Source organism: Flavobacterium sp. N502536 (assembly GCF_025947345.1).
Classification (GTDB): Bacteria; Bacteroidota; Bacteroidia; order Flavobacteriales; family Flavobacteriaceae; genus Flavobacterium.
Genome location: NZ_CP110011.1, coordinates 231,727 through 257,017, shown reverse-complemented (window position 1 = coordinate 257,017; position 25,291 = coordinate 231,727). Strand labels below are relative to the sequence as shown.

Annotated in this window: 25 protein-coding genes; 4 read left to right on the top strand and 21 right to left on the bottom strand. The window is 36.9% G+C overall.

Features of this window, described 5'->3' with window-relative positions:
* Nucleotides 1–1,148: 1,148 nt before the first annotated feature.
* From OLM61_RS01100 to OLM61_RS01090, 3 genes are all read right to left on the bottom strand, one after another.
* Entirely contained in the window at nt 1,149–1,565 is a 417-nt protein-coding gene (locus OLM61_RS01100) for a hypothetical protein (RefSeq protein ID WP_264524696.1), read from the bottom strand.
* Between the two features lie 109 nt (nt 1,566–1,674).
* Entirely contained in the window at nt 1,675–2,163 is a 489-nt protein-coding gene (locus OLM61_RS01095) for an SRPBCC family protein (RefSeq protein WP_264524695.1), read from the bottom strand.
* 138 nt (nt 2,164–2,301) lie between these two features.
* Nucleotides 2,302–3,087: a hypothetical protein gene (locus OLM61_RS01090; protein ID WP_264524694.1), complete on the bottom strand. Its 786-nt coding sequence runs from the start codon at nt 3,085–3,087 to the stop codon at nt 2,302–2,304.
* A gap of 313 nt (nt 3,088–3,400) precedes the next feature.
* Here OLM61_RS01090 and OLM61_RS01085 point away from each other — a divergent pair, with 313 nt between their 5' ends.
* Nucleotides 3,401–5,908 (top strand): M14 family zinc carboxypeptidase, encoded by a 2,508-nt coding sequence (locus tag OLM61_RS01085; protein ID WP_264524693.1) that lies wholly within the window; start codon nt 3,401–3,403, stop codon nt 5,906–5,908.
* A gap of 86 nt (nt 5,909–5,994) precedes the next feature.
* Here the strand turns inward: OLM61_RS01085 and OLM61_RS01080 are convergent, their stop codons facing one another.
* The 18 genes from OLM61_RS01080 to truA form a co-directional block, all read right to left on the bottom strand.
* Nucleotides 5,995–6,399 carry a hypothetical protein gene (locus OLM61_RS01080; RefSeq protein ID WP_264524692.1) on the bottom strand — a complete coding sequence of 135 codons (405 nt, stop codon included), beginning with the start codon at nt 6,397–6,399 and terminating at the stop codon, nt 5,995–5,997.
* A gap of 261 nt (nt 6,400–6,660) precedes the next feature.
* The gene (locus tag OLM61_RS01075) at nt 6,661–7,311 is read right to left on the bottom strand and encodes a hypothetical protein (RefSeq protein WP_264524691.1); all 651 of its coding nucleotides are present in this window, start codon (nt 7,309–7,311) and stop codon (nt 6,661–6,663) included.
* A gap of 202 nt (nt 7,312–7,513) precedes the next feature.
* Nucleotides 7,514–7,945 (bottom strand): GNAT family N-acetyltransferase, encoded by a 432-nt coding sequence (locus tag OLM61_RS01070; protein WP_264524690.1) that lies wholly within the window; start codon nt 7,943–7,945, stop codon nt 7,514–7,516.
* Between the two features lie 39 nt (nt 7,946–7,984).
* A complete protein-coding gene (locus OLM61_RS01065; protein WP_264524689.1) occupies nt 7,985–8,887 on the bottom strand; it encodes a PhzF family isomerase in 903 nt (300 codons plus the stop codon).
* A 57-nt stretch (nt 8,888–8,944) separates the two neighbouring features.
* Nucleotides 8,945–9,598 carry a DUF2306 domain-containing protein gene (locus OLM61_RS01060; protein ID WP_264524688.1) on the bottom strand — a complete coding sequence of 218 codons (654 nt, stop codon included), beginning with the start codon at nt 9,596–9,598 and terminating at the stop codon, nt 8,945–8,947.
* A gap of 1 nt (nt 9,599) precedes the next feature.
* Nucleotides 9,600–10,049: a hypothetical protein gene (locus OLM61_RS01055; protein WP_264524687.1), complete on the bottom strand. Its 450-nt coding sequence runs from the start codon at nt 10,047–10,049 to the stop codon at nt 9,600–9,602.
* Between the two features lie 149 nt (nt 10,050–10,198).
* Nucleotides 10,199–10,588 (bottom strand): DUF1801 domain-containing protein, encoded by a 390-nt coding sequence (locus OLM61_RS01050; protein ID WP_264524686.1) that lies wholly within the window; start codon nt 10,586–10,588, stop codon nt 10,199–10,201.
* An 87-nt stretch (nt 10,589–10,675) separates the two neighbouring features.
* On the bottom strand, nt 10,676–11,584 hold the full coding sequence (locus OLM61_RS01045) for an arginase family protein (RefSeq protein ID WP_264524685.1): 909 nt from the start codon (nt 11,582–11,584) through the stop codon (nt 10,676–10,678).
* Nucleotides 11,585–11,772: 188 nt separating this feature from the next.
* Complete coding sequence (locus OLM61_RS01040) at nt 11,773–12,264, bottom strand: TPM domain-containing protein (RefSeq protein WP_264524684.1); 492 nt, start codon at nt 12,262–12,264, stop codon at nt 11,773–11,775.
* A gap of 148 nt (nt 12,265–12,412) precedes the next feature.
* Nucleotides 12,413–13,159 carry a DUF2314 domain-containing protein gene (locus OLM61_RS01035; RefSeq protein ID WP_264524683.1) on the bottom strand — a complete coding sequence of 249 codons (747 nt, stop codon included), beginning with the start codon at nt 13,157–13,159 and terminating at the stop codon, nt 12,413–12,415.
* Between the two features lie 109 nt (nt 13,160–13,268).
* Nucleotides 13,269–14,228 (bottom strand): DUF6620 family protein, encoded by a 960-nt coding sequence (locus OLM61_RS01030; RefSeq protein WP_264524682.1) that lies wholly within the window; start codon nt 14,226–14,228, stop codon nt 13,269–13,271.
* Between the two features lie 27 nt (nt 14,229–14,255).
* Nucleotides 14,256–15,188, bottom strand: a complete 933-nt coding sequence (locus tag OLM61_RS01025; RefSeq protein ID WP_264524681.1) for a hypothetical protein — start codon at nt 15,186–15,188, stop codon at nt 14,256–14,258.
* Nucleotides 15,189–15,200: 12 nt separating this feature from the next.
* Nucleotides 15,201–15,443 carry a hypothetical protein gene (locus OLM61_RS01020; RefSeq protein WP_264524680.1) on the bottom strand — a complete coding sequence of 81 codons (243 nt, stop codon included), beginning with the start codon at nt 15,441–15,443 and terminating at the stop codon, nt 15,201–15,203.
* The gene (locus OLM61_RS01015) at nt 15,443–16,396 is read right to left on the bottom strand and encodes an SPFH domain-containing protein (protein ID WP_264524679.1); all 954 of its coding nucleotides are present in this window, start codon (nt 16,394–16,396) and stop codon (nt 15,443–15,445) included. The genes OLM61_RS01020 and OLM61_RS01015 overlap by 1 nt, the downstream gene beginning before the upstream one ends.
* A gap of 806 nt (nt 16,397–17,202) precedes the next feature.
* A complete protein-coding gene (gene lpdA / locus OLM61_RS01010) occupies nt 17,203–18,591 on the bottom strand; it encodes a dihydrolipoyl dehydrogenase (protein WP_121329580.1) in 1,389 nt (462 codons plus the stop codon).
* Nucleotides 18,592–18,922: 331 nt separating this feature from the next.
* The gene (locus OLM61_RS01005; protein ID WP_264524678.1) at nt 18,923–19,507 is read right to left on the bottom strand and encodes an NUMOD4 domain-containing protein; all 585 of its coding nucleotides are present in this window, start codon (nt 19,505–19,507) and stop codon (nt 18,923–18,925) included.
* Between the two features lie 145 nt (nt 19,508–19,652).
* Nucleotides 19,653–21,407 (bottom strand): ABC transporter ATP-binding protein, encoded by a 1,755-nt coding sequence (locus OLM61_RS01000; RefSeq protein ID WP_264524677.1) that lies wholly within the window; start codon nt 21,405–21,407, stop codon nt 19,653–19,655.
* 69 nt (nt 21,408–21,476) lie between these two features.
* Nucleotides 21,477–22,211 (bottom strand): tRNA pseudouridine(38-40) synthase TruA, encoded by a 735-nt coding sequence (gene truA, locus OLM61_RS00995; RefSeq protein WP_264524676.1) that lies wholly within the window; start codon nt 22,209–22,211, stop codon nt 21,477–21,479.
* Between the two features lie 423 nt (nt 22,212–22,634).
* On the opposite strand from truA, the gene OLM61_RS00990 reads away from it, so the two are divergent.
* The 3 genes from OLM61_RS00990 to OLM61_RS00980 all read left to right on the top strand — a co-directional run bounded on the left by OLM61_RS00990 (nt 22,635) and on the right by OLM61_RS00980 (nt 25,237).
* Nucleotides 22,635–23,873: an SPFH domain-containing protein gene (locus OLM61_RS00990; protein WP_264524675.1), complete on the top strand. Its 1,239-nt coding sequence runs from the start codon at nt 22,635–22,637 to the stop codon at nt 23,871–23,873.
* 114 nt (nt 23,874–23,987) lie between these two features.
* Complete coding sequence (locus OLM61_RS00985) at nt 23,988–24,365, top strand: hypothetical protein (protein ID WP_264524674.1); 378 nt, start codon at nt 23,988–23,990, stop codon at nt 24,363–24,365.
* Between the two features lie 377 nt (nt 24,366–24,742).
* Nucleotides 24,743–25,237 carry a metallophosphoesterase family protein gene (locus tag OLM61_RS00980; protein ID WP_264524673.1) on the top strand — a complete coding sequence of 165 codons (495 nt, stop codon included), beginning with the start codon at nt 24,743–24,745 and terminating at the stop codon, nt 25,235–25,237.
* Nucleotides 25,238–25,291 lie beyond the last annotated feature (54 nt).

The window sequence follows — 25,291 nt, the reverse complement described above, 5'->3', positions numbered from 1 at the left end:
ATTGTTTTAACACATAGAGACATAGATACTGTGCGCATAAAAAGACGTTTCACTTTATTTTAGTACACATAGTTTTCCTATGCGAAAGAAATATATTTCTCTTTGCTTTCTTTTTTGCACCTTAAAAATTGTGTTTCTATGTGTTAAATCGTTTTTGTTAATGATGCTCAACGGGTTATATTAATCCCGAAAAAATATGGGCCGAGCCTATGGCTCTTTTTATTATGGTGTCTATTTTCTACAACGGATTAAAATCCGTTGTTACAATATCATTCGAGCCAATGGCTCTTTTACAACTTTAACGCTTATTTTACGAAAATGGATTATACTGAATCTACGATACTTTTATGGTTCTATCTAATTTATGCGTATGAATTATGGTTCGTTAACAACAAAAACAGCTGCATAATTTAGCTCCGAAGGAACGACAATTTTATAGCAACGGATTTTAATCCGTTGAAAAAAAAGCGTCATCAGTATAAGTTCCAGCGGAACGATATATTTTGCTTTATTTAAGTGCACCTGATTGCCCTAATGTGAAAGAAATATATTTCTCTTTGCTTTCTTTTTTTTTATCTAAAAATCTATGTTTATATGTGTTAAAACATTTTTGTTAATAATGCTCAACGGGTTATATTAATCCCGAAAAGAATATGGGCCGAGCCTATGGCTCTTTTTATTATGGTGTTTATTTTCTACGACGGATTAAAATCCGTTGTTACAATATTATTCGAGCCAATGGCTCTTTTACAGCTTTAACGTTTATTTTACGAAAATCGATTATAATGATCCTACCATATTTTTATTGTTCTATCTAATTTATGCGCATGGATTACGGCACGTCAACGACAAAAACAGCCGCATAATTTAGTTCCGATGGAACTACAAATTTTATAGCGACTTTTAATTGTTCTATGCTAATTTATACTCATGAATTATGGTTCGTTAACAACAAAAACAGCTGCATAATTTAGTTCCGAAGGAACGACAAATTTTATAGCAACGGATTTTAATCCGTTGAAAAAAAGCGTCATCAGTATAAGTTCTAGCGGAACGATACATTTTGTTTTCTTTTTTACACCTAAGAATCTATGTTTCTATGTGTTAAAACATTTTTTTGTTAGCCTTATTGGCAAATAAAACAGATTTTAAGACTTTTCTTTTACCACCAATTTCGTAGCCAGATAAGCTGCCGGTATATAGGCAAATAATAGGTCTGTGATATTAAACCAAACCGGTGAAGGCAGGGAGCACACATTTATAATTCCGCCCAATAAAAAGAAAGCGCCTATAACCAGTCCAAGTTTTGTTTTATGACTGATGGCAATTAAAGCCGTTGTTCCCGCACCTGCAAATGTTCCGATGGCATGCGCCAGAAACGGAAACAGAAAATGTTTCGGTTCAAATAAATGCATCGTAGCTTTTAGGCCTTCGATAGTGGTAACATCAGCGCCATTGGGAGCCGGAATGATAGAGCTGCTCATCAGAATGATAGCCATATTGACAATACTTCCAACAAAAAGACCAATTATAACGGCTATTGTATTTCTTAAAATAGGATTCATAGTCATAGTTTTAGTACTACGAATTTATGAAAATTATAGCTGGTATCGTAATTAAATAATGCGTCGGACTTTTATTTTTAAAGTTAAAAAATGAGCGAGAAAGAGCAATCTATGGTTTTTCAGATAGTTTTTTCTCGTTTTCGGTCTGAGGCTTTCCGGTTGCGTTAGGTTCTCCTTTTCCGGTAGTAATTAGTTTAAGCAGACTATTCCCGATGTAATTGGTCCAGGCACCTCTGCAAATTTCAAAACATTCGTAGTCGGGTACCAAACCTACATGGGTAAAACGAAGTTCGGTTTTTCCGTTTTTTTCTGAAATCTCAAAAGTAGGGCGGGTATTGGTCCATTCCGTTTCATCTTTTGTAAATTTGAAATAGTTGTTCTCTACCAGCCAGACAATTTTCTGATTCGGAATCACTTCTATTAGTTTTACTTTGCAGCGATGAATGTCTTCGTAATGATAGTCAAACTCATCGTTTATTTGAGCTGTATTCCCTTCGATTTCTTCCGACCACCAGCCGCGGACATTTGTAACAGCCTTAAAAACTTCTTGTGGTGACTGATCTACTAGTATAGTTGTGGTAAAATTTGTTGCACTCATTTTGTTTGGTTTTAAAAAGTTGTAACACAAATTTACGGTTTAAAAATCAATGTGTTAGGGCTGTTAAGAGACAAAAATGAGGGGTGAATCGGACAAGATAATTAGATAATTAGATTGTTAGACTGTTGGATTTTGGATTTACTCAATTCTCCTGACCACATTATCAAGATCATTTACCACAAGTTTCAGAATGATTTTATCATGTGGGAAATATTTTTGCATATCGTTTCTCAGTTGTACAAAAGGCTCAAAGGCTGATGGATCATCTTTAACCGATTCGTTACAGGAAATGGATATTTCGTAGTTGTTATTGATTTTTTCCAGATAGACATACTTGGTTATGGCGTCATCAAAAAAAGTTGTTTTTTGAAGCGCTTCAGCAATTTTATCCGCTTCGTTTTCATTAATATTGCTTTGATAAGCAATTTCATGATTCATAACGCCATATTTTTTAGTTGACTCTGTGAGACCACCGTTTGCTGTTTCGGTTAAAAAGGCAATACCGAATATCCCTCCCAGAAGAACCAAAATACCAATTACCGAAATAAAAATGGTTCTTGGCCAGGCAAAATGTTCGCCACCATTTTCGAGGTGTTTGCTAATTTGTTTTTCCTGATATTCTTTGGTGAAATAAGTGGCGATTCCCATATAAATTAAAGGGAAAACGATATTTGGAATCTTAGCACTGATGGGTTCCGGAATTAAGAATATCAGGGCAAAGATCAAAATAGTGGTAAGTATGGTTATAATCCAGGTTTTTTTGGCTTTGGCTGACTCACCAAAAACTTTAAAATTCTCTGCTAAAAAATAACCGGCAACCAAAGGTCCTCCTAAAAAAGTGCCAACACGAATGGCGTTGTCGGTATAAATTTTTTCTGTTGGTATTTCTTCAAAAACTGATTTTTCAATTGCTGCTTCTTCCATACTATAGTATTGAGTTTTTTTTATTTTAATAGTCCGTGTCAAAAGGTCAAAAATACAAATTAATGTCTGATGGAAGTAAAACAGAGCTTGTTTTGTACAGAAGAGAAGGTGTAAGACAAGTAAACTTCTCTCCTATAATGTTATGTTGCTTATTACAAGTGAAATGTCTTTATTTATGGTTTTAAAAATTGATGCATTTATATGTTTTAAATAACTAGCAGGAAGAATTTAAAATGATAATATTCCTTGTGATTTTTGAAAAATAACTAAGTTAATTCTTACTTTTGAAAAACTATCCAAATTAAAATTAATTATGAAGAAACTATTCTTTGTAACAGTTCTGCTGTTAACCATTTCTTTTACTGCTTTGGCGCAATTAAAAACGCCTTCAGAATTTATTCCGAATTACGGAAAACAAATTAGTTATTACCATCAGGTCGAAGATTATTTTAAGTACCTGACGGAACAATCCCAATCGATCAAAAAGCAGAAGTACGGGGCAACCAACGAGCAGCGAGATCTGAATGTGTATTATATTTCGACGCCCGAAAACTTGGCCAATCTGGAACAAATCAGAAACAATAATTTAGCGGCAATCGGATTATCGGATCAAAAAAGTAGCGGGACCGATGATAAAATTATCGTCTGGTTGAGTTTTAATGTTCACGGAAATGAATTTGCCGGAACCGAAAGCGCTTTAACCGTGGCCTACGAGCTGTTGAATCCGTCAAATGAAACCACTAAACAATGGCTCAAAAATACCATTGTCATTCTTGATCCCTGCATTAATCCCGATGGCTATTCAAGATACGGAAACTGGCTAAGAGAGATTTCGGGTAAAAAAACACATCCGGGTTTGTACGACAGAGAACATATGGAAGTTTGGCCGGGCGGAAGATACAACCACTATCTTTTTGATTTGAACCGCGATTGGGCCTGGCAAACACAAACCGAATCCCAACAGCGTATTAAACTGTACAACCAGTGGATGCCGCAGGTACACACCGATGTACATGAAATGAGTTACAATTCAGCCTACTTTTTTCCTCCGGCTGCAGAACCTTTGCATGAATTTATCGAACAATATCAGAAGGATTTTTATACGGTTTTGGGGAAAAATATTTCGCAGAAATTTGACAAGCAAAACTGGATGTACAATACCAGAGAGCGATTTGATTTGTTTTATCCGAGTTACGGAGACACTTATCCCACGTACAATGGTGCGGTTGGTCTAACGCTGGAAAAAGGCGGGATAGGCGCAGGGCGTGAAATAACCATGGAAAATGGTGCAAATGTTACGATAAAAGACCGACTAACCCATCATGCAACTGCAGTTTTGACCGTGGTAGAAAGTGCCGCTTCGCAAAAAGAAGTATTGCTTAAAGGGTTTAGAGATTTTCATATCAATGCCCGTAAAAAAGCCAAAGGTGTTTACAATACTTATGTGTTGAAAAGCAATCCTAAACTGGAGCAGTTGACAGAATTGCTTCAAAAAAACAATGTTGAATTTAGTTATGCTGATGCCTCCACGAATGCCTCGGGATTTCATTATCAAACCAAGAAAGACGAGAGTTTTAAAATAGAACCCAACGATTTAATCATTAAAGCCGACCAGCCGAGATCGGTTTTAACACAGGTATTGTTTGAACCCAATCAAAAATTAAACGATAGTTTGTCGTATGATATTACAGCCTGGGCTTTGCCTTTGGCGTATGGTGTTGAAGGGTATGCGGTTAAAAATAGTCTTCCGATCAAAACAAAGAATAAAGTGGAGACCGCGACTAAAAACATCCCGGAATCGGTATATGCTTTTTATGTACCGTGGAATAACAGGACTTCGGCGCAGGTAGTTTCCTTATTGCATCAGGCGGGAATAAAAGTACGATCGGCCATGAAAAAAGCGGTTTTCGGAACGGTTACCGTTGAACCAGGCGGATTAATTATAAGTAGAGCCGATAATCCAAAACTAACTGATTTTGAAAAAACGGTGAGTGCGATTATTAAAATCAAAACCGATTTTAGTTTTATAAGCACAGGATTTTCGACAAATTCGAAAGATATTGGAGGAGAGAATTTTACTTTGCTTAAAGCTCCAAAAATATTAATGCTATCCGGAAAAGGGGTGGTTTCAACAGAGTTTGGTGCGACCTGGTTTTATCTCGATGAAACGGTTGCTTATCCGGTGAGTATAGTAGAGACGGCCAATCTGAACCGCGTTAAATTATACAATTACAACACTTTGATACTGTCAGACGGAAGTTATGAATTGGCCGAAGACCAGAAAAAACAAATCGATGAATGGGTAAAAAATGGTGGAAAAGTTATCGCCATGGCCAATGCAATTTCAGTATTTCAGGATCGCGACGGTTATGCTTTGAGTCAGTTTGCAAGTAAAGAAGACAAAGAGAAATCGGAAAAAGAAGAGAAAGAGCTTGAGCTTAAAAAGCGTTTTCTGGATTTTGAAGGTTCGGAACGAAGAGGAATTTCGGGTTCGATTCCCGGAGCAATAATCGAGAATAAACTCGACAAAACCTATCCAATGGCTTTCGGATTAGGAAATACCTATTTCAGTCTTAAAAGCAACGAAAGATCGTTCTCGTTACTCAAAAAAGCGATTAATGTGGCGTATATCCCAAAAGGGTATTTAAGTTACGGATTTGTGGGTAATGACATCCGAAAAAAACTGGACGAAACGGTAAGTTTTGCCGTAGATAAAAGGGGTGACGGCACGGTAATTTATATGATGGATAATCCGCTTTTCAGAGGCTTTTGGGAAAATGGAATTTTGTTATTCAGCAATGCCCTTTTTCTAGTTCCCTAAAACATTTTTTAATTTTTAATTTCCGCTCTTCAGATCTTTTTGAAGAGCGGATTTTTTTTTTTTGGAAGGCCTAGTTGTTTGTACTATTACTTTGCGCGGACGTAACCTGATCCGTAGCAGTCGTAACATTCTTCGTATAGGTATAGTTTAGTGCCGTCAAATTCGAATGACATGGCAACAAATTTCTTCGAAGGCTCATTACTTACAATCATTGGTCTTTCGCCACCAAAAATTGATTTTTCAGTTTTTATGGTATATGCGGACTCAATATCTAATTTTCCGTTAATATATTTTTTAAAAGTAGCTCCTGAAAATTCAAGATAAATTACTTTGTTTGTTGATTCTGGCGTCTCGTAGGTTCCGGCTATCCCGCCGCTGGAACCAATCCAACTCCATTTGCCCTCTAATGTTTTTTGTGGAGTAACTTCGGGATCAGCGCTGCTACAAGAGCTAAAGATCATTATTACAAGTAGTAGAAAATAATTTTTCATGTTAACTGGTTTAAAATTTACATTGGTTTAATTAATAGATGTAAATTTTGTTAAATGGTTGCGTTGCTGTCTTGTATCTTTAAATTACCAAAATTGTTTTTTTTTGTTATCGATTATTTTTTTAAGATCGACAGGCAATGCGATGGTACTCATTTCTTTAGCAGGCTTCTATTTGATGCGGATGTTTTACTTCTTAATTTATATTTCCATTCAATTCAAATAAAATATAGGCTCCATGTTTCTTTTTGGAAAATGAATAGATTATTTAAGAAAACAATATAAAAGCCAGATTATTAAAAACACTATACCAAGAATAAAAATTCTATTCCCTTGTTTTCTGTCATTTTCAGAATAAGCATAAACTTTATCACCATTTGGTAATGTTTTTTTGTAGGTCAGTAAATGCCATCCAATAAAAAGTGATAACCATCCGCCCAGAATGGCGAAAATATAACCGGCAATAATATAAGTTTTTTGGCTTTTTTCTGGTTTAGCTAATTGTTCCAATCTTTTGTTTTTTATTTCTTCAATATCTGCGGGAGTAATTTCTTTTCCTTTTTCTTTTAGTAATTTTTTAGAAAGTGCTATATCAAATGTATTCCACTCATCGCTTTTGGTAATAACATCGATCAATTCGTCATCTGAAAAACTAAGCAAATAATAATCATTTGGTACTTCTTCAATGTCCTCTTCACCTTTTTTTAGCAATATCTCATCTACTACTTTCAATTGGCTTTTATCGATTTTTACACAAAATTCATTTCCGAAAGCATTTCCTGTTAACGTTGCGTCTAAGCTTAAAGAATTATTTTCAATAACATATTCTATTTTTTCTTTCTTCAGTAATTGCCCAAATTCTTCGGCTGAATTTATATTGTTGAATCTTTTGTAGGTTATAAAATCTTCTGTCATTTTTAGGGTTTGTTGAGTTTAGAGCTATGATCGAATTCTAGATTATTTAAAGATGATAAAACTTTTAATTTGTCAAAATACGAGGTCGTAGGATCTTTTCTTTGATTTGGATTTTGCATTTTCAATTATTTGTTTATAGTCTAATGGTAATTCTTTGTTATTCATTTTTTTTTGGTAGGTTTTAGTTTTGATATCTTACTTCTTAATTTATATTTCCATTCAATTCAAATAAAATATAAGGGCCATGTTCTGATTGTCCTCTTTCGGTGGCCCAAAAGCCTTTTTTGAGATAGAAGGCAACGGCTTTGGAGTTGTTTTCTAAACATTTTAAAGTGAGGGGCAGTTTGGTTACTTTGATTGCCGCTTTCAATAATTCGGTTCCTATGCCTTTGGCCTGATATTGCTCGTCGACATATAAATGATGAATAAAATAATCCTTCATCCAGATCGAAATAAAGCCAACAGGAACTTCGTTTTCTCGCGCCACTAAAATCAACTCACCTTTAGTATCCCGGTCAAAATCTTTCAATTGAAATTCAGAAGGATCGTGCCACGAAAAAGTGCGTCGTCTCTCCTTTAAGAATAAAGTTCTTAAAGGTTCGTAGTCGCTTTTTCGGAAGGCAGTTATTTCCATTGTGCTTTTTTTAGTGGATTAAGGAGTTGAATACTACCTCTAAAGAAGGATCTCGGTTCTAAAAACAGCAACGGCATCCCCTTTGATTTGAATTAATTTTGGGCGATTATCGTCAATTGTCACTCTAACCTGTATGACTCCAAGACGGTCTATTTTTTCTCCTTGTCTTCCGTTAAACTGAAATTCGTTACCACTGAAAGCAACAATTTTGTTTTGAATCAAATAACCACCCAAAGGTCCGTTTGCATTTCCGGTAACAGGATCTTCATTTATACCAATTCCGGGTGCAAACATTCGGCCATAGGTCAAAACATCTGTATCGTCAGAATCAAATGTAAAAACAAAATAACCGTTGCAGTTAATCTCTTGGCTTAAGTTGGCTAAATCAGTATAGTTAGGAGTTAAAGCGTTTAATTTTGTTCTGCTTTTGATTCCGATCATTACTTTAGAATGACCTGTAGAGGCAATTTGAATCGGGCATCTTTCATCTACTTCTGCTTGTTCCACTCCTAAGGCCGTTAACATTTTTTGTGTGATCGTTGCATTAAAGGGTTTACTAAGTTCGAAGCTTCCCTGTGTCATTACAATTTGATAATCGTCATTTTTTCGGATGATTTCAAATGGGAGAATACCAACTTTTGTTTTGTATCTTAGAATACAGGAGTTCAGTTTTTCTTCGATTGCCTTTGCGTACATGGCTGCAATTGTGGCGTGCCCGCAGATGGGAACTTCGGTATTTGGTGTAAAATAGCGTATAATTCCATCGCAGTCGGGACTATCGGGAGAGAAAAGAAATGCCGTTTCTGAGTTATTTAGTTCCCTGGCAATTTGCTGCATTTCATAATCACTCATTCCATCTGCATTTATCACAACTCCTGCCGGGTTTCCTTTGAATTTTTCTTTGGTAAAGGAATCAATTTGATAGGTTATTCGTTTTTTCATTTTAGTTTAAGGAGTAAGTTGTCTCTCTTCTTTCTTTTTTTTGTTTCTTCAATAATTCTATTCTATTCTTATTGCGGTTTGTTTGTTATTGACTTTTCTCATCCAGTAAACAATATAAAATGCTCCTATTGTTCCGGGGATAAACCAGCCATAAAAACTGGGAAAAAATTCATTTACGACAACAAAAGCGGTTGTGGCAGAAATATAACCGCCGAGCATTTTTCCTAAATGCAATTTGAGCCAGACACTTTTAAGTCTGGTTTTATTTTTAAACAGTATTAAATCTCTGCTTGAAAAAATCAGTCCAACAAGACCAAAAGCAGTTAAAACAATATTGATAGTCTGATGCACTATCGGATTGTACAGGATCATTATAAGTCCCGTAATCATCATAATTCCCGAAATGATTTTATCGTTTTTCAGGTTGACATCATTCTTTTTAAAGCGCAAAGCCCTATAGCCTGTTAGTACGAAATAGGAACTAAAAATTCCAATTGAAAATAAAAACGGACTTTGATGTTGAGGCAGAACCGAAATAATCAAAGCACTTATGGCCGACAAAAGCATGGTGTAATAAAAGAGTTTTCCGAGTTTTTTATGCGTTTTTTTTCCTTTTTGCGAGAGTAACGAGATGAATCCCGAAACAAGCGCAATAGCGCCAAACAGGGCATGAAAGTAAATTAGGACTTGTATTATTTCTTGGCTCTCCATCTCATTGATCTAGTTTTAGTTTGGTTTCAATTATGATGGGAAAACCCCAGTATCCTTTTTTAATAGTGATTCTTGCAAAATTATAGATACTGATTTCTTTAAAATCATAATCATGAATGTTGATTTCTCTTTTGGTTCCTTCAATATCGACTACAATATAATTGGGAGAATTTCTGTAGTTTTCATGTTTTTCCAGAATAGGAGAAATTATTGAATATTCTTTGTTAGTGGATAAATAGTCATTGGACAAAATAAAAGTGGCACACGATATAGAGCCATAAATTATAATAATTGAAAGGGAATAATTCCATATTTTAAAACTTTTCCCTTCGTGATTTTTTTGATATTTATAGAATAATAGTCCAAAAACAAGGCTTGAAATTAAATAAATGTAAAACAAAAAATGAAACTCAATAATTATAAAATTGTAATACTGTCTTAGTGCATACATGAGACTAATTGGACAAAGGATAATTGAGAGTGTTTTTATAAAAAAAGCAATAGTGTTTTTTTGGGAATTACTTTTTTGGATACTTGTTTTGTGTCTTCGACTCATTAATTGTTTTGGTTATTTGGCTTTGGTAAAAGAGAGTTGATGACCTATTTTAATCGTTCCAGAACGCCCTTTCGTTTGACAATATTTTTATAATCCCACTGAATTTCGCTTGCTTTTTTTAGCCAGCGTTTTAAGTCGGATGGGTTAATTTGGTCGACTGAGGTATAGCGAAATTCTGCCGCTTTAAAAGAACCTTCGTTGATAAGCTCTTTTTCCTCAAAAGACTGGCCGCTCCAGAACAATAGCCGAACATTGTTTTTTAGCTTGCTGTAGCCTACAATAGGATTTCCGTCTAAAAACCAGACCGGATGTGCGTGCCAGATTTTATTCTCGGCCTCCGGTAGATTTTCGTCGATTAGCACCGCCAGTCGATCGCAGATTTCCTGATCGGAACTGCTTTGTAAATTATTGTAATCCTGTATCGCTGTATTCATGATGCAATTGTTTTGGCTGTGTTTTTTGCTTCAATGGTAGTAGCTAAAATACGTTTTTTAGTTTGACAAAATCAGGACAAAAAGTTTTTATACCTCCAGATTGATATGGGTATTAAAAGTAGTGGTAAATTGCTGTACAAACTCTTTGGTGTATTGCCCGGTAACGTCGAGATCAGGGTCTAAAATGGTAATTTCAAGCCCGGTTAATTGATTGCTTTGAAAAAGGAGTGCAAGTAGCTCATTGAACTCTTCATAAGTAAGTCCGTCAGGCGTTCGGCTGTCTACGCAAGGCATTACGGCATCGTTTAGAACATCCAGATCAATATGCAGCCAGAAACCATCCAGTTTTTTGTTCTTTACTTCTGAAAGAAAAGATTGTACGCTTTTTAAAATTCCTTCTTTTCGCAAGTTTTCAAGACTAACATAAGTGGCAGCCGAATTGCGAATTTCATTTTCATAGGCATCATCATATTCGCGGTTGCCCACGCACCATAGGTTCTCTTCGTTGATATAAGGACGCAGGTTTAGAATATTGGTTAGTTTTTCAGTTCCGTTTCCGGTAACTATTGATGCGGCCATTCCGCCAACACCTCCGGTTTCGGATAAAGCGACATCCATAAAATCGGTATGCCCGTCCAGATAAAACAATCCGTAATTTCCTTTTTGCTTTAAAGCGATAGCTGCTCCGAGTAGAATGCTGCAGTCTCCGCCCAGAATAAACGGAAATTTGTTTTGAGAAAGCAAGTTGTTTAGCAAATAGGCCTGCTCTCTGGCATAACCAACCAATGAATTGCTGTTGAGAAGCTGAGTTTCAGGATCACGGCTATTTGAATATTTTGGAGGATCAAGCCTGATGATGTTTTTAGGGAGAATGACTTTGTGTAAATTATGTTTCCATAACCAATCCGGCAGTTTTTTTACGCCTGGTTCTTTTCCGGGTTGAGGTTCTTTTAAACCCAAATTTGATGGAAATTCAACAATGCATATTTCTTTCATAACCTTATTTATTTAGTGCTAAAGTTATGAAAATAAATCGCGCGCAAAGAGGGGATGCGGCTATGTTTGTGGGGGATTGTTTGTGGGGCAATAAACGTTTTTTATTGATAAAAAAAATCCGACCCGTTTTCACAAGTCAGATTTTGCTATTTTTTTGGATTAAATCCGTTGTCGATAAAATGGATTTTTTATTCGAGCTTCTTAATAAGCTGAATTGCACCTTCCTGTAAGGCTTTATGGTAATCGCCTTTTTTTAGTTCCGGAAGCACATAGGCCGATACTATATCTTTAATTTCCTGATCGCTCATTTTAGGACGCAGTTTATTAACCCCCTGAATCTGAATTTGTCTGAGTTGCTTGCTTAAAACAATTAAAATAGAGGAGTCAATTTTTAAGGTAGAAACCAGGTATTGCTCAAAATCGGATGAATAATCGGTAAGGTTGGTATAAGGGGCTATTGAAGAAGTGGTTACAATAGTAATTTTAGTTTTAGTTTTGTTCTCGCCCGCTTTTAAAAAGTCGTTCAGATTCTTGATCTGGCTTGCAGTAAGGATTTTTTCAAAATCGTTTACATAATTAGTTGATTTTGCAAAAATGGCCTGTGCTTCGGTTTTGGTTTGCGCAAGAAGGGCATAGGGTAAAAAAAGAGTAAAGGTTACTACTAGCAATATTTTTTTCATGGCAGATTTGTTTTGGGTGCCGCAAAATTAATGCTTTATTATTAAAAAAAGGTGTCTTAATGGTTACTATAAATTAATATTTATTTTCATAGAAATTTCAAAAAAAAGTCCGACTTGCTTATGAAAATCGGACTTTAAAGGTTAAATATTACAACAAAGGAATTAAATGTTCCCAGTTTAGCTGTTTTGCAAAATCAAGAGCGGTTTTTCCATTGACAGTTTCGGCTTTCACATCAGCTCCAAATTCCAATAAAATTTCTACACTTGTTTTGTTTCCTGCAATGGTTTCGCGGTGCAGAAAAGTATATCCCAGTTCATCTGTTGCGCTAAGTTCTTCGGGATTATTTTTTACAAAATCAATAAGGCTCTCCTTCATGTTTTTGCTCATTGGATGTTCTACCAGATTTTCGGGCTTTTCTTTTTGATCTGAAACAACCAGTATGTCGTTGTAATCTCCAAAATCTAATCCCCAGGCTTCGTCGTGATCTTCTCTTTCGTCTTCATCCATTTCTGAACGCATGGCCTGTATGGTGAAAGCTCCGTAAGTTTTTCCATCGCTGGCAAACAACCAATCGCTTATTTGATTAGCAGGTATTTGTATTTCGTCGCCATTATTGACGTTGGTTAAATCATTGGGTTGATTTACCAGGATGCCATAAATGGTATCGCCGTCAAAATTGATATCGTTAATCCACATATGCTCGACTACGGTTTCTCCGTCTATTTCTTGTGTGAAGGCCAGTTTTACACAGGCAACATCAAGTCCCGGAACGATTCGGCGGTATTCCCACGATAATTCTCTCCAGAAATATTTGAAGGTTTCTTGTGCTCTTTTATAGGCTTCGATCATTATTGGGCTTTCCCCGTCGGCAAAGAAGGTAGGTGTGTTTTCCATTTGGTATTGTTTTTATGAAGTAACTTTTATAGAATTCTGAAATGTTTTAAACGAACAAAAAACCGATTTGTTTTGCAAATCGGTTTTTTATCCTGATAAGAAAGTCAAATTAGAAATTTACATCGTCTGCAATGTTTCCTCCTTGTTCTGCAGCAAATTTTGCAGCATATTCTTTTTGTTTTGCTTGCTGATAGTCATGAAATTCTGTGATATCTGCTGAATTCCAGTTTTGATTTTGCTCAGTCATCCATTGCATGGCTACCGATTGGAAATCGGCAAGATTGATTCCGAAGTTTTCTAGAATCCATTGAGCACCATCGATTCCGTACTCGTACGCCGCTTGTCTGGCACCTGCAAGTTCTTCATAGAAATAACGGTCGGTTCTGATTTTTTCAAGATTAGCAGCTCCTTCTTCCGAAATTTCAGCATTCAGGTTTTCTAATTGCGGAACCGTTACATTTTCGGCATAATATTGTCCAAACAAAGTGGTAACCGTAAACGAAGTATCTTCTCCCATACGCTGTGGCCAGATGGTGTTTAATTCTTCCCAGATTACAGGCTCAAATCCCATTGCTTTGCAAACTTCAAGGTAATCGACTCCGGCACTGATCTTAAGGCACATTGCGGTATACGTTCTTAAATCTACGCCATGTACAGGCTCTAGAAACGGATTGTTGTCGTCAACTTTTACAAATCCCGAAACCTGAACTCCGCTGTATTTTAAAGAATTGGCGTGCTCAAAACGAATCATTTGATCTGAATCGCAGTTGTTCCATTCGGTGTAAACCGTTCTTCTGTAATTGAAATATATGTTTTGAATGTCTTTGTCTTCCAGATTTTCTCCACTTGCACGCTCGTCTGCGATCCATGCTTCGGCTCTTTCGGCAACTTCGGCATCAAAATCTTCTACAGTATAATGTGTTCCATGTAAAGTTTCCGGATCGTATTCTACTTCCTGATCCTCATTTTCGTATTCATTTTCATAATTGTTATTTGAAGTTTGTGCTTCATAATTCTGGTTTTCCTGCTTGTTGTCTCCAGTTAGAGCTCCAAAAAGTTTTTTAAACATTTTTCAAATTTTAGGGTTAATAAATTATTAGGATTGTATTTGATTTTGATACATTTTTTCGTTGTGCTCTTTTAAATCGGGTGTAATTGTATTCCATTCGTCGTACATAGCGCGCAAATAAACCTGATATAATTTGGGAGCATTTTTAATCACAAATTGTCTTTGTTCTTCTAAATCATCCATTTTAGACTGAATTTCACTTAAAACCTTTTTGTTTGATTCGTGAATTTTACTCAAACTTAATTCATGACGCTGATGGTACAATTCGCGTTCTTTGTTGTTTTCGGTTTCAAAGGCTTCATACAAATGCGCAGTTCTTTGTTCGGCCAGACCTCTTGCAATATTTTGCAGATTTCTACCCTGTGTACTAGGCGCAAAGGTGTTTTGTGTTTTGCAATAAGGGCAAGCGATATAGGTTTCGATTAAAAATATTTTTTCGATTTGAATATTGCCGCCACATTGTGTACAGCTGAATTTGTCTTTAATGGCTTCGTATTCGTCGACTATTTTTTGATATTCGATTTCGAGGTCACGTTCCTGTGTTTTTTCGATTTGATTTCTCCAATATTCGTATTGATCTTCAAAAGCATGGTAACGATCAGAACAGTGGTTTCTAAAATCGGAAACCAGATTGTGGTGTTTGCTTAAAACAGAGATCTGTGAATTGTAGTTGTAATAAACGTTTATTATTTTTTCGTCATAGGTCGTTCTGGCTTTTTCTCTGATATTAGACAATTGTCCGTTTACGCCCGAATAGACTTTATGAAAGGTTCTTTTGTATAAATCGTCATCGGTTTGTAAAATTTCTTTCAGTTCCGGAATAGCTGCCGTGGCAAACTCTTCCATTTTGGCTTCTAGTTTTTCTAAGAAATTAAACCATCTTTCCTGTGATTCCTTAAGTTCTGAATACCATTCAGGAACAGCATCTTCGCCTTTTTGTTTGTTGAATAATCCGAACACTATGTTTTATTTTTAAATTGAATTGTCTTCTTTTTTAATGTAAACCCCGTCTGTAAGTTTGACGGTTATAAACTCAAATCCGCAATAGGCGCAATGTGTTACACCGTCTTGTTTGGCTCTTCCGGCACCACAGTTTGGACAGTCTCTTGCATTCAGCTGTGCCTCGCTGCTTTCAGACTCACCGCCGTAATTGGCTTGCTTTTTCGCATTGGCCTTGAGCTTGTCTAAAAACGAATTGACTTTTTTCTCTTCCATTACAATTGATTTAACAATTCGGTTTTTTTGTTTTTAAACTCGTCTTCGTCAATTAAACCGGCATCAAATAAAGATTTTAGTTTTTGAAGTTTTGAAGTTATATCGTCTTTGACTTCTTCTTTCGGAGTTTCTTTATTTTGCTGTAATTGATTGAGGAGGATTCCCATACTCAACGCATTTTGGGTCGCATCGTGAAGCGCTGTTCCTTTATCGCCAATAGCTGTCGCGGTATTGAATTTGGTAAATTTGTCCATATCGGTCACCATATTCATATTAGTGATTTTATCGTAATGTGCTGTAACATCTTCCGGCAAGGTTACACTTGTGATGACAAACTGGGTTAGCTCGATTCCTAATTGCTCAAAATAAGGTTTTAGATAGGGTTCGATTTTTTTTCCTAATTGTGTACTATTTCCGGCAATGTCTGTAACGGTTATATTTTCGTTTGCGAGAACTTCTCCAAATTTTGGAGCCACAAAATCTCTCAACTGATTTTGTAATTCGAAAATCGTGAGCTGCGGATAGGTTCCGGCATATTGTCGAAAGAATTTGGCAACATCGGCGATTTTAAGATCAAAACTACCAAAAGCGCGAACTCTGATTTGACCAAATTGCGGATCATTGAGCAGGATAGGAGCGGGAGTTCCCCATTTATTATTGATAAACTGATGGGTATTGAAAAAATAAACATCTACTTTAAACGGACTTTCGAAACCGTATTTCCAGCCTTTTAGTTTGCTTAAAACAGGAATGTTTTCGGTAGATAAGGTGTAAAGCCCGGGAGAAAAAATATCAGCAAGTTGCCCTTCATTTAAAAGCATAACGTGCTGACTTTCCCGAACGGTTAGTTTTGCTCCGTTTTTGATTTCTTTGTCTTCATCATAAAATTTCCACATCAGTAAATTTGGGTCACTTGTTGTGGCTTCAATTATTTCTATAAAAGGTAGTTTCATGAATTCTTATTTATAAGAAATAAAAATAAGAATTATAAGACGACGATGCGCTCTTTTTATGTCAAGTTTTTAACAACTTTTCGTTTGTTAAAATTTTAAAAACCTTGTATTGTCATTTCGACCGAAGGGAGAAATCACATTCGCATATCGACAATGATTGAAGATCTACTTTGTGGGATTTCTTGTGGGGATTTGCTTCGCCAGTTCGCTATCGCTCGAGCCTCGTTCCTCGAAATGACATACTTTGTGGAGTTTCTTTGTCGACATTCGGGTGTGATTGACTTCGCCAGTTTGCTGTCACTCGAGCCTCGTTCCTCGAAATGACATACTTTGTGGAGTTTCTTTGTCGACATTCGGGTGTGATTGACTTCGCCAGTTTGCTGTCACTCGAGCCTCGTTCCTCGAAATGACATACTTTGTGGAGTTTCTTTGTCGACATTCGGGTGTGATTGACTTCGCCAGTTCGCTATCGCTCGAGTCTCGTTCCTCGAAATGACATACGTTGTGGATAAGCCTCTTGGAGATTCTTAACGTTTTGAAAATCTTGCAGTAGAACTCTTTTAACTGAAAACAATTTAGCGTGAAGGATGGGAGCGGCATCCTTTTATGGCGGGGTTTGCCATAAAAGATACAGCGGACAGCCTGACCCGGAGGGGCACGCTATAAAAAACGACTTATAATTGATAATTTACTTTGCGGATAATGTTCAAGAGTGAGACAAAAATGGGTATAAAAAAATCCGATCTGTTTTCACAAATCGGATTCTTTAAATTGAAAATTATATGTAACCGTAAACGGTCTATTTTTTACAAGTGAATTACTTCGCCGTAAGCATCTGCTACAGCTTCCATAACAGCCTCGCTCATGGTTGGGTGAGGGTGGATCGATTTAAGGATTTCATGACCTGTAGTTTCAAGTTTACGAGCTACAACTGCTTCAGCAATCATATCAGTAACACCTGCACCAATCATGTGGCATCCTAACCATTCTCCGTATTTAGCATCAAAGATTACTTTTACGAATCCGTCTGGTGTTCCGGCAGCTTTAGCTTTTCCTGAAGCTGAGAATGGGAATTTACCAATTTTTAATTCGTATCCTTTTTCCTTAGCTTGTTTTTCAGTTAAACCTACAGAAGCGATTTCAGGAGTTGCATAGGTACAACCAGGAACGTTTCCGTAATCGATTGGGTCTACGTGTAAACCTGCAATTTTTTCTACACAGTTAATTCCTTCTGCAGAAGCTACGTGAGCCAAAGCTTGTCCCGGAGTAACGTCTCCAATTGCATAGTATCCAGGAATATTAGTTGCGTTGTAAGCGTTTACTAAGATTTTATCTCTGTCAACAGCGATTCCAACTTCTTCTAAACCGATGTTTTCAATGTTAGTTTTAATTCCAACTGCCGAAAGTACGATGTCAGCTTCAAGAACTTCTTCACCTTTTGCAGTTTTAACAAATGCTTTAACTCCTGCACCAGTTGTGTCAATACGCTCAACAGATGAGTTAGTCATGATTTTAATTCCGGCTTTTTTCAAAGAACGCTCAAATTGTTTTGAGATATCTTCGTCTTCTACAGGAACAACGTTTGGCATAAATTCTACAATAGTAACTTCAGTTCCCATTGAGTTGTAGAAGTGAGCAAACTCAACTCCAATTGCCCCAGAACCTACGATAATCATAGATTTTGGTTGTGTTGGTAAGGTCATTGCCTGACGGTAACCAATTACTTTTACACCATCTTGTGGTAAGTTTGGCAACTCACGAGAGCGAGCTCCGGTTGCGATGATAATGTGATCAGCGCTATATTCAGTAACTTTATTGTCTTTGTCTGTAACGTCAAGTTTTTTTCCTGGTTTTAGTTTTCCAAAACCTTCGATAACGTCAATTTTGTTCTTTTTCATCAAAAACTGAACTCCTTTGCTCATTCCTTCAGCAACTCCACGGCTACGTTGAACCACTGCCGGGAAATCTTTGTCGAACTCAGAAACTTTCAATCCGTAGTCAGATGCATGTTTTAGATAATCAAAAACCTGAGCTGATTTTAATAATGCTTTTGTTGGGATACATCCCCAGTTTAAACATACACCACCTAAGTTTTCTTTTTCAACTACAGCTACTTTAAAGCCTAATTGTGAAGCTCTGATTGCTGTTACATATCCACCGGGACCACTTCCTAAAACAATAACGTCGTATTTCATTTGTTTGGTTTTTAGTATTTATTACCGAAAATGAAGTTTAATTCCGAAACTCATTTATCGATTTATTCTTTTGTTATTTGTGCTTGCGAATTTAAGGATTTATTTTAAAAAATACTTTAAAATTTATTTTTAGCCTTACTGATTTTGATCTTTTCACAGAGATTGTGCGAAATGTTAATTGTTAATTATGAATTATAAATTTAAAATTATGTTTTTTGCTTTAAATCTGCAAAATAAAACGTTCATTAACAAAGCGGAGCCAAAGACCTTTCGTGTTCAAAAGTTCTTCGACTCCGCTCAGCGTATATTATACCGAATTAACAATTAACAATTACACCTTAACATGTCCCCAGTTTTCACCGCTGGCGATACGTCGTATCTGCATTTCGCTTACGCCAAATTGTTTGGCAATCATTTTCAGACGTGTTTTTTGTTCCGGACGCGCGAGGATTTTTTTGATTAACATGACTTTGGTGGTGGTTAATTTTCTTCCGTCGGCTTTTAAATTGTGTTCGATCAGGTTCTTTTTAGCCTGAATCACATGCGGACTTTTACGGCTGTGCGCCATCATTTCGGCTTTAGTTGCCCAGCATAAATTTTTTACATCATCGTTGCTGCGGTTGTAATCCAGATGAAGTACATAAGTTTGTTCTTCGGACTCTTTTGGGATGAAGTAATGCGCGACTAATTTGTACAGGAAAAGATATTTGTTGACAATTTTGTCGTCTTTTTTGACCTTAAATCTAAAGGTAGGATAACCATCGCTTAAGCCGCCTTTCAGGATGCGTCCGTTTTGAATTTCATCTGAAAAACTAATCAGTCGGCCCTTGTTTGAAATGGCATATCTAAGTTGTAATGAGGCGTTTATTTCTATTTCTTTGAATTCTTCGTTAGGATAAAATCTGTTTTGTGGCATTTTCTTTTGCATTTGAATTTTGTCTCTCAAAGATAAATAATTCAAAAAAAAGGAATGCTATCCTAAGGCCTGTGAACCAGTAGATTTATGATTCTTATAACGCTAATTTAACTTTTTTAAGAACTTTTTTAGCATTTCGAAATCTCTAGTTGGCCACAGCAAATTGAGAGTCGTACAGATTTTTGTAATAACCGTCGGTTTTAAGGAGTAATTCGTGGTGCGTTCCCTGTTCTACGATCAAACCTTTGTCCATTACCACAATTTTGTCGGCGTTTACAATGGTTGCCAAACGGTGCGCGATGATGATCGAAGTTCTTCCTTTGGTAATCGTTTCGGTAGCGCGCTGAATCAATTCTTCAGAATAGGTGTCTATGGATGATGTTGCTTCGTCGAGAATCAAAATACTCGGGTTGCTGACATACGATCTTAAAAAGGCAATTAACTGACGCTGACCTGATGATAGCATTACGCCTCGTTCTTTTACATCAAAATCATAATTGTCGGGCAAACTCATGATGAAATCGTGGACACCAATTTTTTTGGCAGCCTCTAAAACCTGATCGCGCGTAATTTCGGGGTTGTGTAAAGTAATGTTGTTGTAAATGGTATCGGCAAACAAAAAGACATCTTGTAAAACCACGGCAATTTGTTTTCGCAGGGATGCCAAAGTATAATTTTCGATATTATGTCCGTCAATGCAAATGGTACCGCTGTTGATCTCGTAGAAACGATTCAATAAATTGATAATAGTTGACTTCCCGGCTCCTGTCGAACCTACAATGGCAACCGTTTGCCCTGATGCAACAGATAAATCAATTCCTTTTATTACTTCTTCTTCCGGAATATAACTGAAGCGGACGTCTTTAAATTCGATGCTTCCTTCGAAAATGGGTGCTTCGATAGTTCCGGTATCCTGAATATGATCCTGAGTATCGATAATATCAAACACACGATTGGCAGCAATCATCCCTAATTGCATCTCGTTGAATTTATCCGCAATCTGACGTAGTGGATTGAACAGCATTCCGATGAACATGGTGTACGAAAACAAATCCCCAAAAGTGGTAAAATGATCTCCGTTCAGGATTTTAAAGCCGCCGTAAACGACAACCAATCCCAAAGTAATGGAAGAGATGATATCGGCAATCGGGAAAAATATCGAGTTGTATAAAATGGTTTTGATCCAGGCAACTCTGTGTTTGTTGTTGATTTCTTTAAAGTTATCGGCTTCGATTTGTTCGCGGTTAAAAAGCTGTACGATTTTCATTCCCGTAACACGTTCCTGCACGAAAGAGTTCATGTTGGCAATCTGCGTGCGCACTTCTTCAAAAGCGACCTGCATTTTGCGCTGAAAAATTCGGGTAATGTACACCAGAATTGGCATGGCGACTACTACGATCCATGTTAATTTCCAGTTCATGTAAAACATAAAAATAAGGACCACCAGCATTTTCATCAAATCACTGATGATCATAAAAAGCCCCTGACTAAAAATACGGGCAATGGATTCGATGTCTGAAACGGATCTTGTCACCAATTGTCCTACCGGTACAAGGTCAAAATACTTCATTCTGAAGCTCAGTATGTGTTTGAAAAGTTTGGTACGGATGTCTTTTACAATGTCCTGTCCAAGCCAGTTGGCCCAGTAAACAAAATAAAATTGTGAGAATACTTCCATCAAAAGAACAACTCCCATTAAGATGATGTAAAGAAGTAAACCTTCTTTGTCATGCGTCTTGATATAGCCGTCGACCGTTTGTTTTAATAAATACGGACGAAGGGCTGCAAAAATAGAGAGCGAAACAGCAAAAATAATAACGCCGTAGTAACGCCATTTATAAGGTTTGGTATATTTTAAAATTCGTTTGAATAATCCGGTATCAAATGCTTTTGCTTTCATTTATTTATTGAGGCATTAAGCATTAAGCATTAGGCTTTAGGCTTATTGCCTACTGCCTATAGCCTAAAGCTATATATAATCGTAATCAATTTCGGTTAAATACAATCCGTGTGCCGGTACCGAAAAACCGGCTTTTTCCCTGCTTTTACTGGCGATAATATTTTCAAGATCGTCCAGAGAAATTTTATGCAAACCAATATTTACTAATGTTCCAACAATTGCGCGAACCATATTTCGAAGAAAACGATTGGCCGAAATGGTAAATATCAGCTTATTGTTTTCCTGTTTCCAATAGGCCTCAAAAACCGTGCAATCAAAAGTGTTGACATCTGTATTTACTTTCGAAAAACACTGGAAGTCGGTGTGGAGCAGTAAAATTTTCGCAGCTTCATTCATCAAATCTACATCTAATTTTTGATTAAAGTACCAACTCAATTCCTCTAAAAACGGATTTTTAACAGTGTTGATGTGGTATTCATAGGTTCTTCTGGTGGCATCAAATCGGCAATGCGCGTCATCGTGAACCGGAAGTATATTAAAAATAGCAATGTCTTTTGGTAAATAGGAGTTGAGCTTATGAATCAAAGTTGGAACCTCCAATGGAGTTTCAACATCAAAATGCCCATACATTTCCTGTGCATGAACTCCGGTATCCGTTCGTCCCGCACCCATTACATTTATAGGAGTGTTTAATAAAATAGAAAGCGCTTTGTTTAAAGTTTCCTGAACAGAAGACGCGTTGGGTTGAAACTGCCACCCATGATAATGTGTTCCGTTGTAAGCAAATTGAATAAAATATCTCAAAGTAAAGGTTCAAAGGTTCAGAGTGGCAAAGGTACGAAGGTTTTTTTAAAAAAGGGGCTGAGGTTCTGAGGGACTAAGGTTCTGAGGTTTTTTTTTGAAGGTTCTAAGATGCTGAGATACTCAGGTTCTAAGGTCTTTCTTTATGAGGTTTGATTTTTTTAAGTTACTTAGTTTCTCAGAATCTTAGAACCTTAGCGTCTTAGTCACTCAGGACCTCTGGCTTTAGCCAGAAATTGTTAAAACCCAAAATGCCAACCGCAGTTGACAGACTAAAAAATCGTGTCAGAAATTGACAATTCTAACGATGGAGAAGAAGTCAAATTTTAACTTTTTTAAGTAAAAATTAATAAGAGTTAAATTTTAAAATTTTTCATTTTAACAGGAAGTATTTCTCCTATGTTTGTAATACTAAATATTAAAACTATGAATGAAATTACTTCTTATTGGTGGATAATTTTAATCTTATTTGCCATTGTTTTTTACAAATTTATTTTGCGTGTATTTTTCGGAATGGTTATGGTTCCGGAAAATAAAATTGGTTTGGTAACCAAGAAATTTGTTTTGTTCGGAGCTGATAAATCGCTTCCCGACGGGCGTATTATCGCTACAAAAGGAGAAGCCGGTTATCAGGCGCAAACACTTGCTCCGGGTTTGTACTGGGGAATGTGGATCTGGCAATATTCAATTGATATGACTGGATTTACGGTTATTCCGGAAGGTAAAATTGGATTGGTTTTAAGTAAAGACGGACAGGAGATTCCAACCGGAAGAATCCTGGCAAGAAGAGTGGACAGTGATAATTTTCAGGACGCTACTTCTTTTTTAAACAATGGCGGACAAAAAGGACGTCAGACCGCATTTATTACAACAGGATCGTATCGTATTAATACCTTTTTGTTTGAAATTATAATTGCAGATCAGATCAAGATTTATGAGAATATGATTGGTATTGTGACCGCCCTTGACGGAGAGCCTATTCCGCAGGGACAAATTGCCGGGAAGTTTGTCGAAGGACACAATAACTTTCAGGATTTTGATCAATTTTTGGACAAAGGAGGAAACCGTGGTCTGCAGCCACAGGTAATGCTGGCAGGGTCGTACTACATTAATACGTGGGGAATCTTAATCGAACAAAACCCGATGACAGATGTGCCAATCGGATATGTTGGTGTGGTGATTTCTTATATTGGAGAAGACGGTCAGGATGTTACGGGAGATACTTTTAAACACGGAAATATTGTTTCAAAAGGACAACGAGGTGTTTGGATGGAGCCTTTTGGACCAGGGAAATATGCCCTGAACAAGTACACGACCAAACTGGAACCCGTGCCAACAACTAATTTAGTTTTAAACTGGGCAAATGCACGTAGTGAATCGCATGATTTAGATAAAAACCTGTCTACGATTACAGTTCGTTCGAAAGACGGTTTCCCTTTTAATCTTGACGTAGCACAGATTATCCATGTACCGGCAAATGAGGCCCCAAAAGTAATTGCGCGTTTTGGAAGCATGAACAATCTGGTTTCTCAGGTTTTAGAGCCTACAATTGGTAACTATTTCAGAAACTCGGCTCAGGACAGTGACGTAATTTCTTTCTTAAGTACCAGAAAAGAACGTCAGGAATCTGCTAAGAATCACATAAAATTAGTGCTTGATGAATAATGTGAATGCTGTTGATACCTTGATTGGAGATATTGTTCCGCCGGATTCGCTGATGAAAACCTTAACGGACAGGAAGCTGGCCGAAGAAGAACAAAAACATATCAAACCCAAAGAATGGCTCAGGAACAGCGTCAGGGAATGGAAAAAGAAACGGCAATTGCAGATATGCAGAAAGAGATTGTGCGTGCTTCACAAAGTGTTGAAATTGCACAGCGTACCGCCGATGCGACGGTTAAGAAAGCGGAAGGTGTTGCTCCAGTTTTAAAACTGAATGTGAACGCTGAAGCCGAAGCAACTAAAATGCGTGCAAATGCTGAGGCCGAAGCAACGAAAGCAAGAGCAGGCGCACAGGCCGAAGCGACCAAATTAAATGCAAGCGCCGAGGCAGAGCGTATCTCAAAACCGGTTTGGCCGAAGCAGAGAAAATTATGGCAGTTGGTAAATCGACAGCAGAATCGTACCAATTGCAAGTTAGCGCGAGGGGTGGGATAATTTTACCAGATACAAGTAACCGAAGAAATTGGTAAGGAAATTCAAAGTAATTCCTGATGTACTAATCTCCGGAAATGGCGGTTCTGATGGTTCTATTAGCGGTTTACTTGGGTTAAAACTTATGGAAATGATTGTACCAAAGACCTAAAAGAAACAAAAACACCCAAAAAGGATAATAAGTTATAGTCCTGAAAGGTGGGTTTTTTTATTGAAATACGTAACATCTAATAAATCCGATTCGTTTTTTACGAGTCGGATTTTTTTTAATTGTGAGATGTGAGATGTAAAAAAAACTTAGCACCTTAGTATCTTAGCGCCTTAGCACCTTTTAAAAAACCTTTGTACCTTTGCCCCTCTGAACCTCTTTACCTACTTGAATGAAAAAAATTCTTCTGCTTTCGGATACCCACAGTCATATTGATGATACCATTTTAAAATACGTTGCTCAGGCTGATGAAGTGTGGCATGCGGGAGATATTGGCGATCTGAATGTTACGGATACTATTAAAAAGTTGAAACCGCTTCGTTGTGTGTATGGTAATATTGATGATGCACAGGCGCGATTGGAATTTCCTTTACACAATCGGTTTTTATGTGAGGATGTTTCGGTCTGGATTACGCATATTGGAGGATATCCGGGAAAGTATAATCCCAATATAAAAGAAGAAATGGCACTGAATCCGCCCAAATTATTCATTTGTGGGCATTCACATATACTGAAGGTTATGTTTGATAAAAAAAATAATCTGTTGCATATGAATCCCGGAGCAGCCGGGAAAAGTGGGTTTCATCAGGTTCGAACGATGTTGCGATTTGTAATTGACGGCGATAAAATTAAAGACCTGGAGATCGTAGAAATCGGGAAGAAATAAACTTGACTTAAAGCGGTAAAGGGACCTGAATTTTGATAAAGGTTCCTTCATTTT

Bases quoted from the DNA above. Each gene is read 5' to 3' on its own strand.
- OLM61_RS00985 (WP_264524674.1), top strand. From the start codon at position 23,988: ATGGCTCAGGAACAGCGTCAGGGAATGGAAAAAGAAACGGCAATTGCA.
- OLM61_RS01015 (WP_264524679.1), bottom strand. From the start codon at position 16,396: ATGAAACTACCTTTTATAGAAATAATTGAAGCCACAACAAGTGACCCA.
- OLM61_RS00980 (WP_264524673.1), top strand. From the start codon at position 24,743: ATGAAAAAAATTCTTCTGCTTTCGGATACCCACAGTCATATTGATGAT.
- OLM61_RS01070 (WP_264524690.1), bottom strand. From the start codon at position 7,945: ATGGAAATAACTGCCTTCCGAAAAAGCGACTACGAACCTTTAAGAACT.
- OLM61_RS01035 (WP_264524683.1), bottom strand. From the start codon at position 13,159: ATGGAAAACACACCTACCTTCTTTGCCGACGGGGAAAGCCCAATAATG.
- OLM61_RS01065 (WP_264524689.1), bottom strand. From the start codon at position 8,887: ATGAAAAAACGAATAACCTATCAAATTGATTCCTTTACCAAAGAAAAA.
- OLM61_RS01090 (WP_264524694.1), bottom strand. From the start codon at position 3,087: ATGGAAGAAGCAGCAATTGAAAAATCAGTTTTTGAAGAAATACCAACA.
- OLM61_RS01000 (WP_264524677.1), bottom strand. From the start codon at position 21,407: ATGAAAGCAAAAGCATTTGATACCGGATTATTCAAACGAATTTTAAAA.
- OLM61_RS01100 (WP_264524696.1), bottom strand. From the start codon at position 1,565: ATGAATCCTATTTTAAGAAATACAATAGCCGTTATAATTGGTCTTTTT.
- OLM61_RS01030 (WP_264524682.1), bottom strand. From the start codon at position 14,228: ATGTTTAAAAAACTTTTTGGAGCTCTAACTGGAGACAACAAGCAGGAA.
- OLM61_RS01040 (WP_264524684.1), bottom strand. From the start codon at position 12,264: ATGAAAAAAATATTGCTAGTAGTAACCTTTACTCTTTTTTTACCCTAT.
- OLM61_RS01050 (WP_264524686.1), bottom strand. From the start codon at position 10,588: ATGAATACAGCGATACAGGATTACAATAATTTACAAAGCAGTTCCGAT.
- OLM61_RS01060 (WP_264524688.1), bottom strand. From the start codon at position 9,598: ATGGAGAGCCAAGAAATAATACAAGTCCTAATTTACTTTCATGCCCTG.
- OLM61_RS01055 (WP_264524687.1), bottom strand. From the start codon at position 10,049: ATGTATGCACTAAGACAGTATTACAATTTTATAATTATTGAGTTTCAT.
- OLM61_RS01020 (WP_264524680.1), bottom strand. From the start codon at position 15,443: ATGGAAGAGAAAAAAGTCAATTCGTTTTTAGACAAGCTCAAGGCCAAT.
- OLM61_RS01080 (WP_264524692.1), bottom strand. From the start codon at position 6,399: ATGAAAAATTATTTTCTACTACTTGTAATAATGATCTTTAGCTCTTGT.
- lpdA (WP_121329580.1), bottom strand. From the start codon at position 18,591: ATGAAATACGACGTTATTGTTTTAGGAAGTGGTCCCGGTGGATATGTA.
- OLM61_RS01075 (WP_264524691.1), bottom strand. From the start codon at position 7,311: ATGACAGAAGATTTTATAACCTACAAAAGATTCAACAATATAAATTCA.
- OLM61_RS01005 (WP_264524678.1), bottom strand. From the start codon at position 19,507: ATGCCACAAAACAGATTTTATCCTAACGAAGAATTCAAAGAAATAGAA.
- OLM61_RS01095 (WP_264524695.1), bottom strand. From the start codon at position 2,163: ATGAGTGCAACAAATTTTACCACAACTATACTAGTAGATCAGTCACCA.
- OLM61_RS01085 (WP_264524693.1), top strand. From the start codon at position 3,401: ATGAAGAAACTATTCTTTGTAACAGTTCTGCTGTTAACCATTTCTTTT.
- OLM61_RS00990 (WP_264524675.1), top strand. From the start codon at position 22,635: ATGAATGAAATTACTTCTTATTGGTGGATAATTTTAATCTTATTTGCC.
- OLM61_RS01045 (WP_264524685.1), bottom strand. From the start codon at position 11,584: ATGAAAGAAATATGCATTGTTGAATTTCCATCAAATTTGGGTTTAAAA.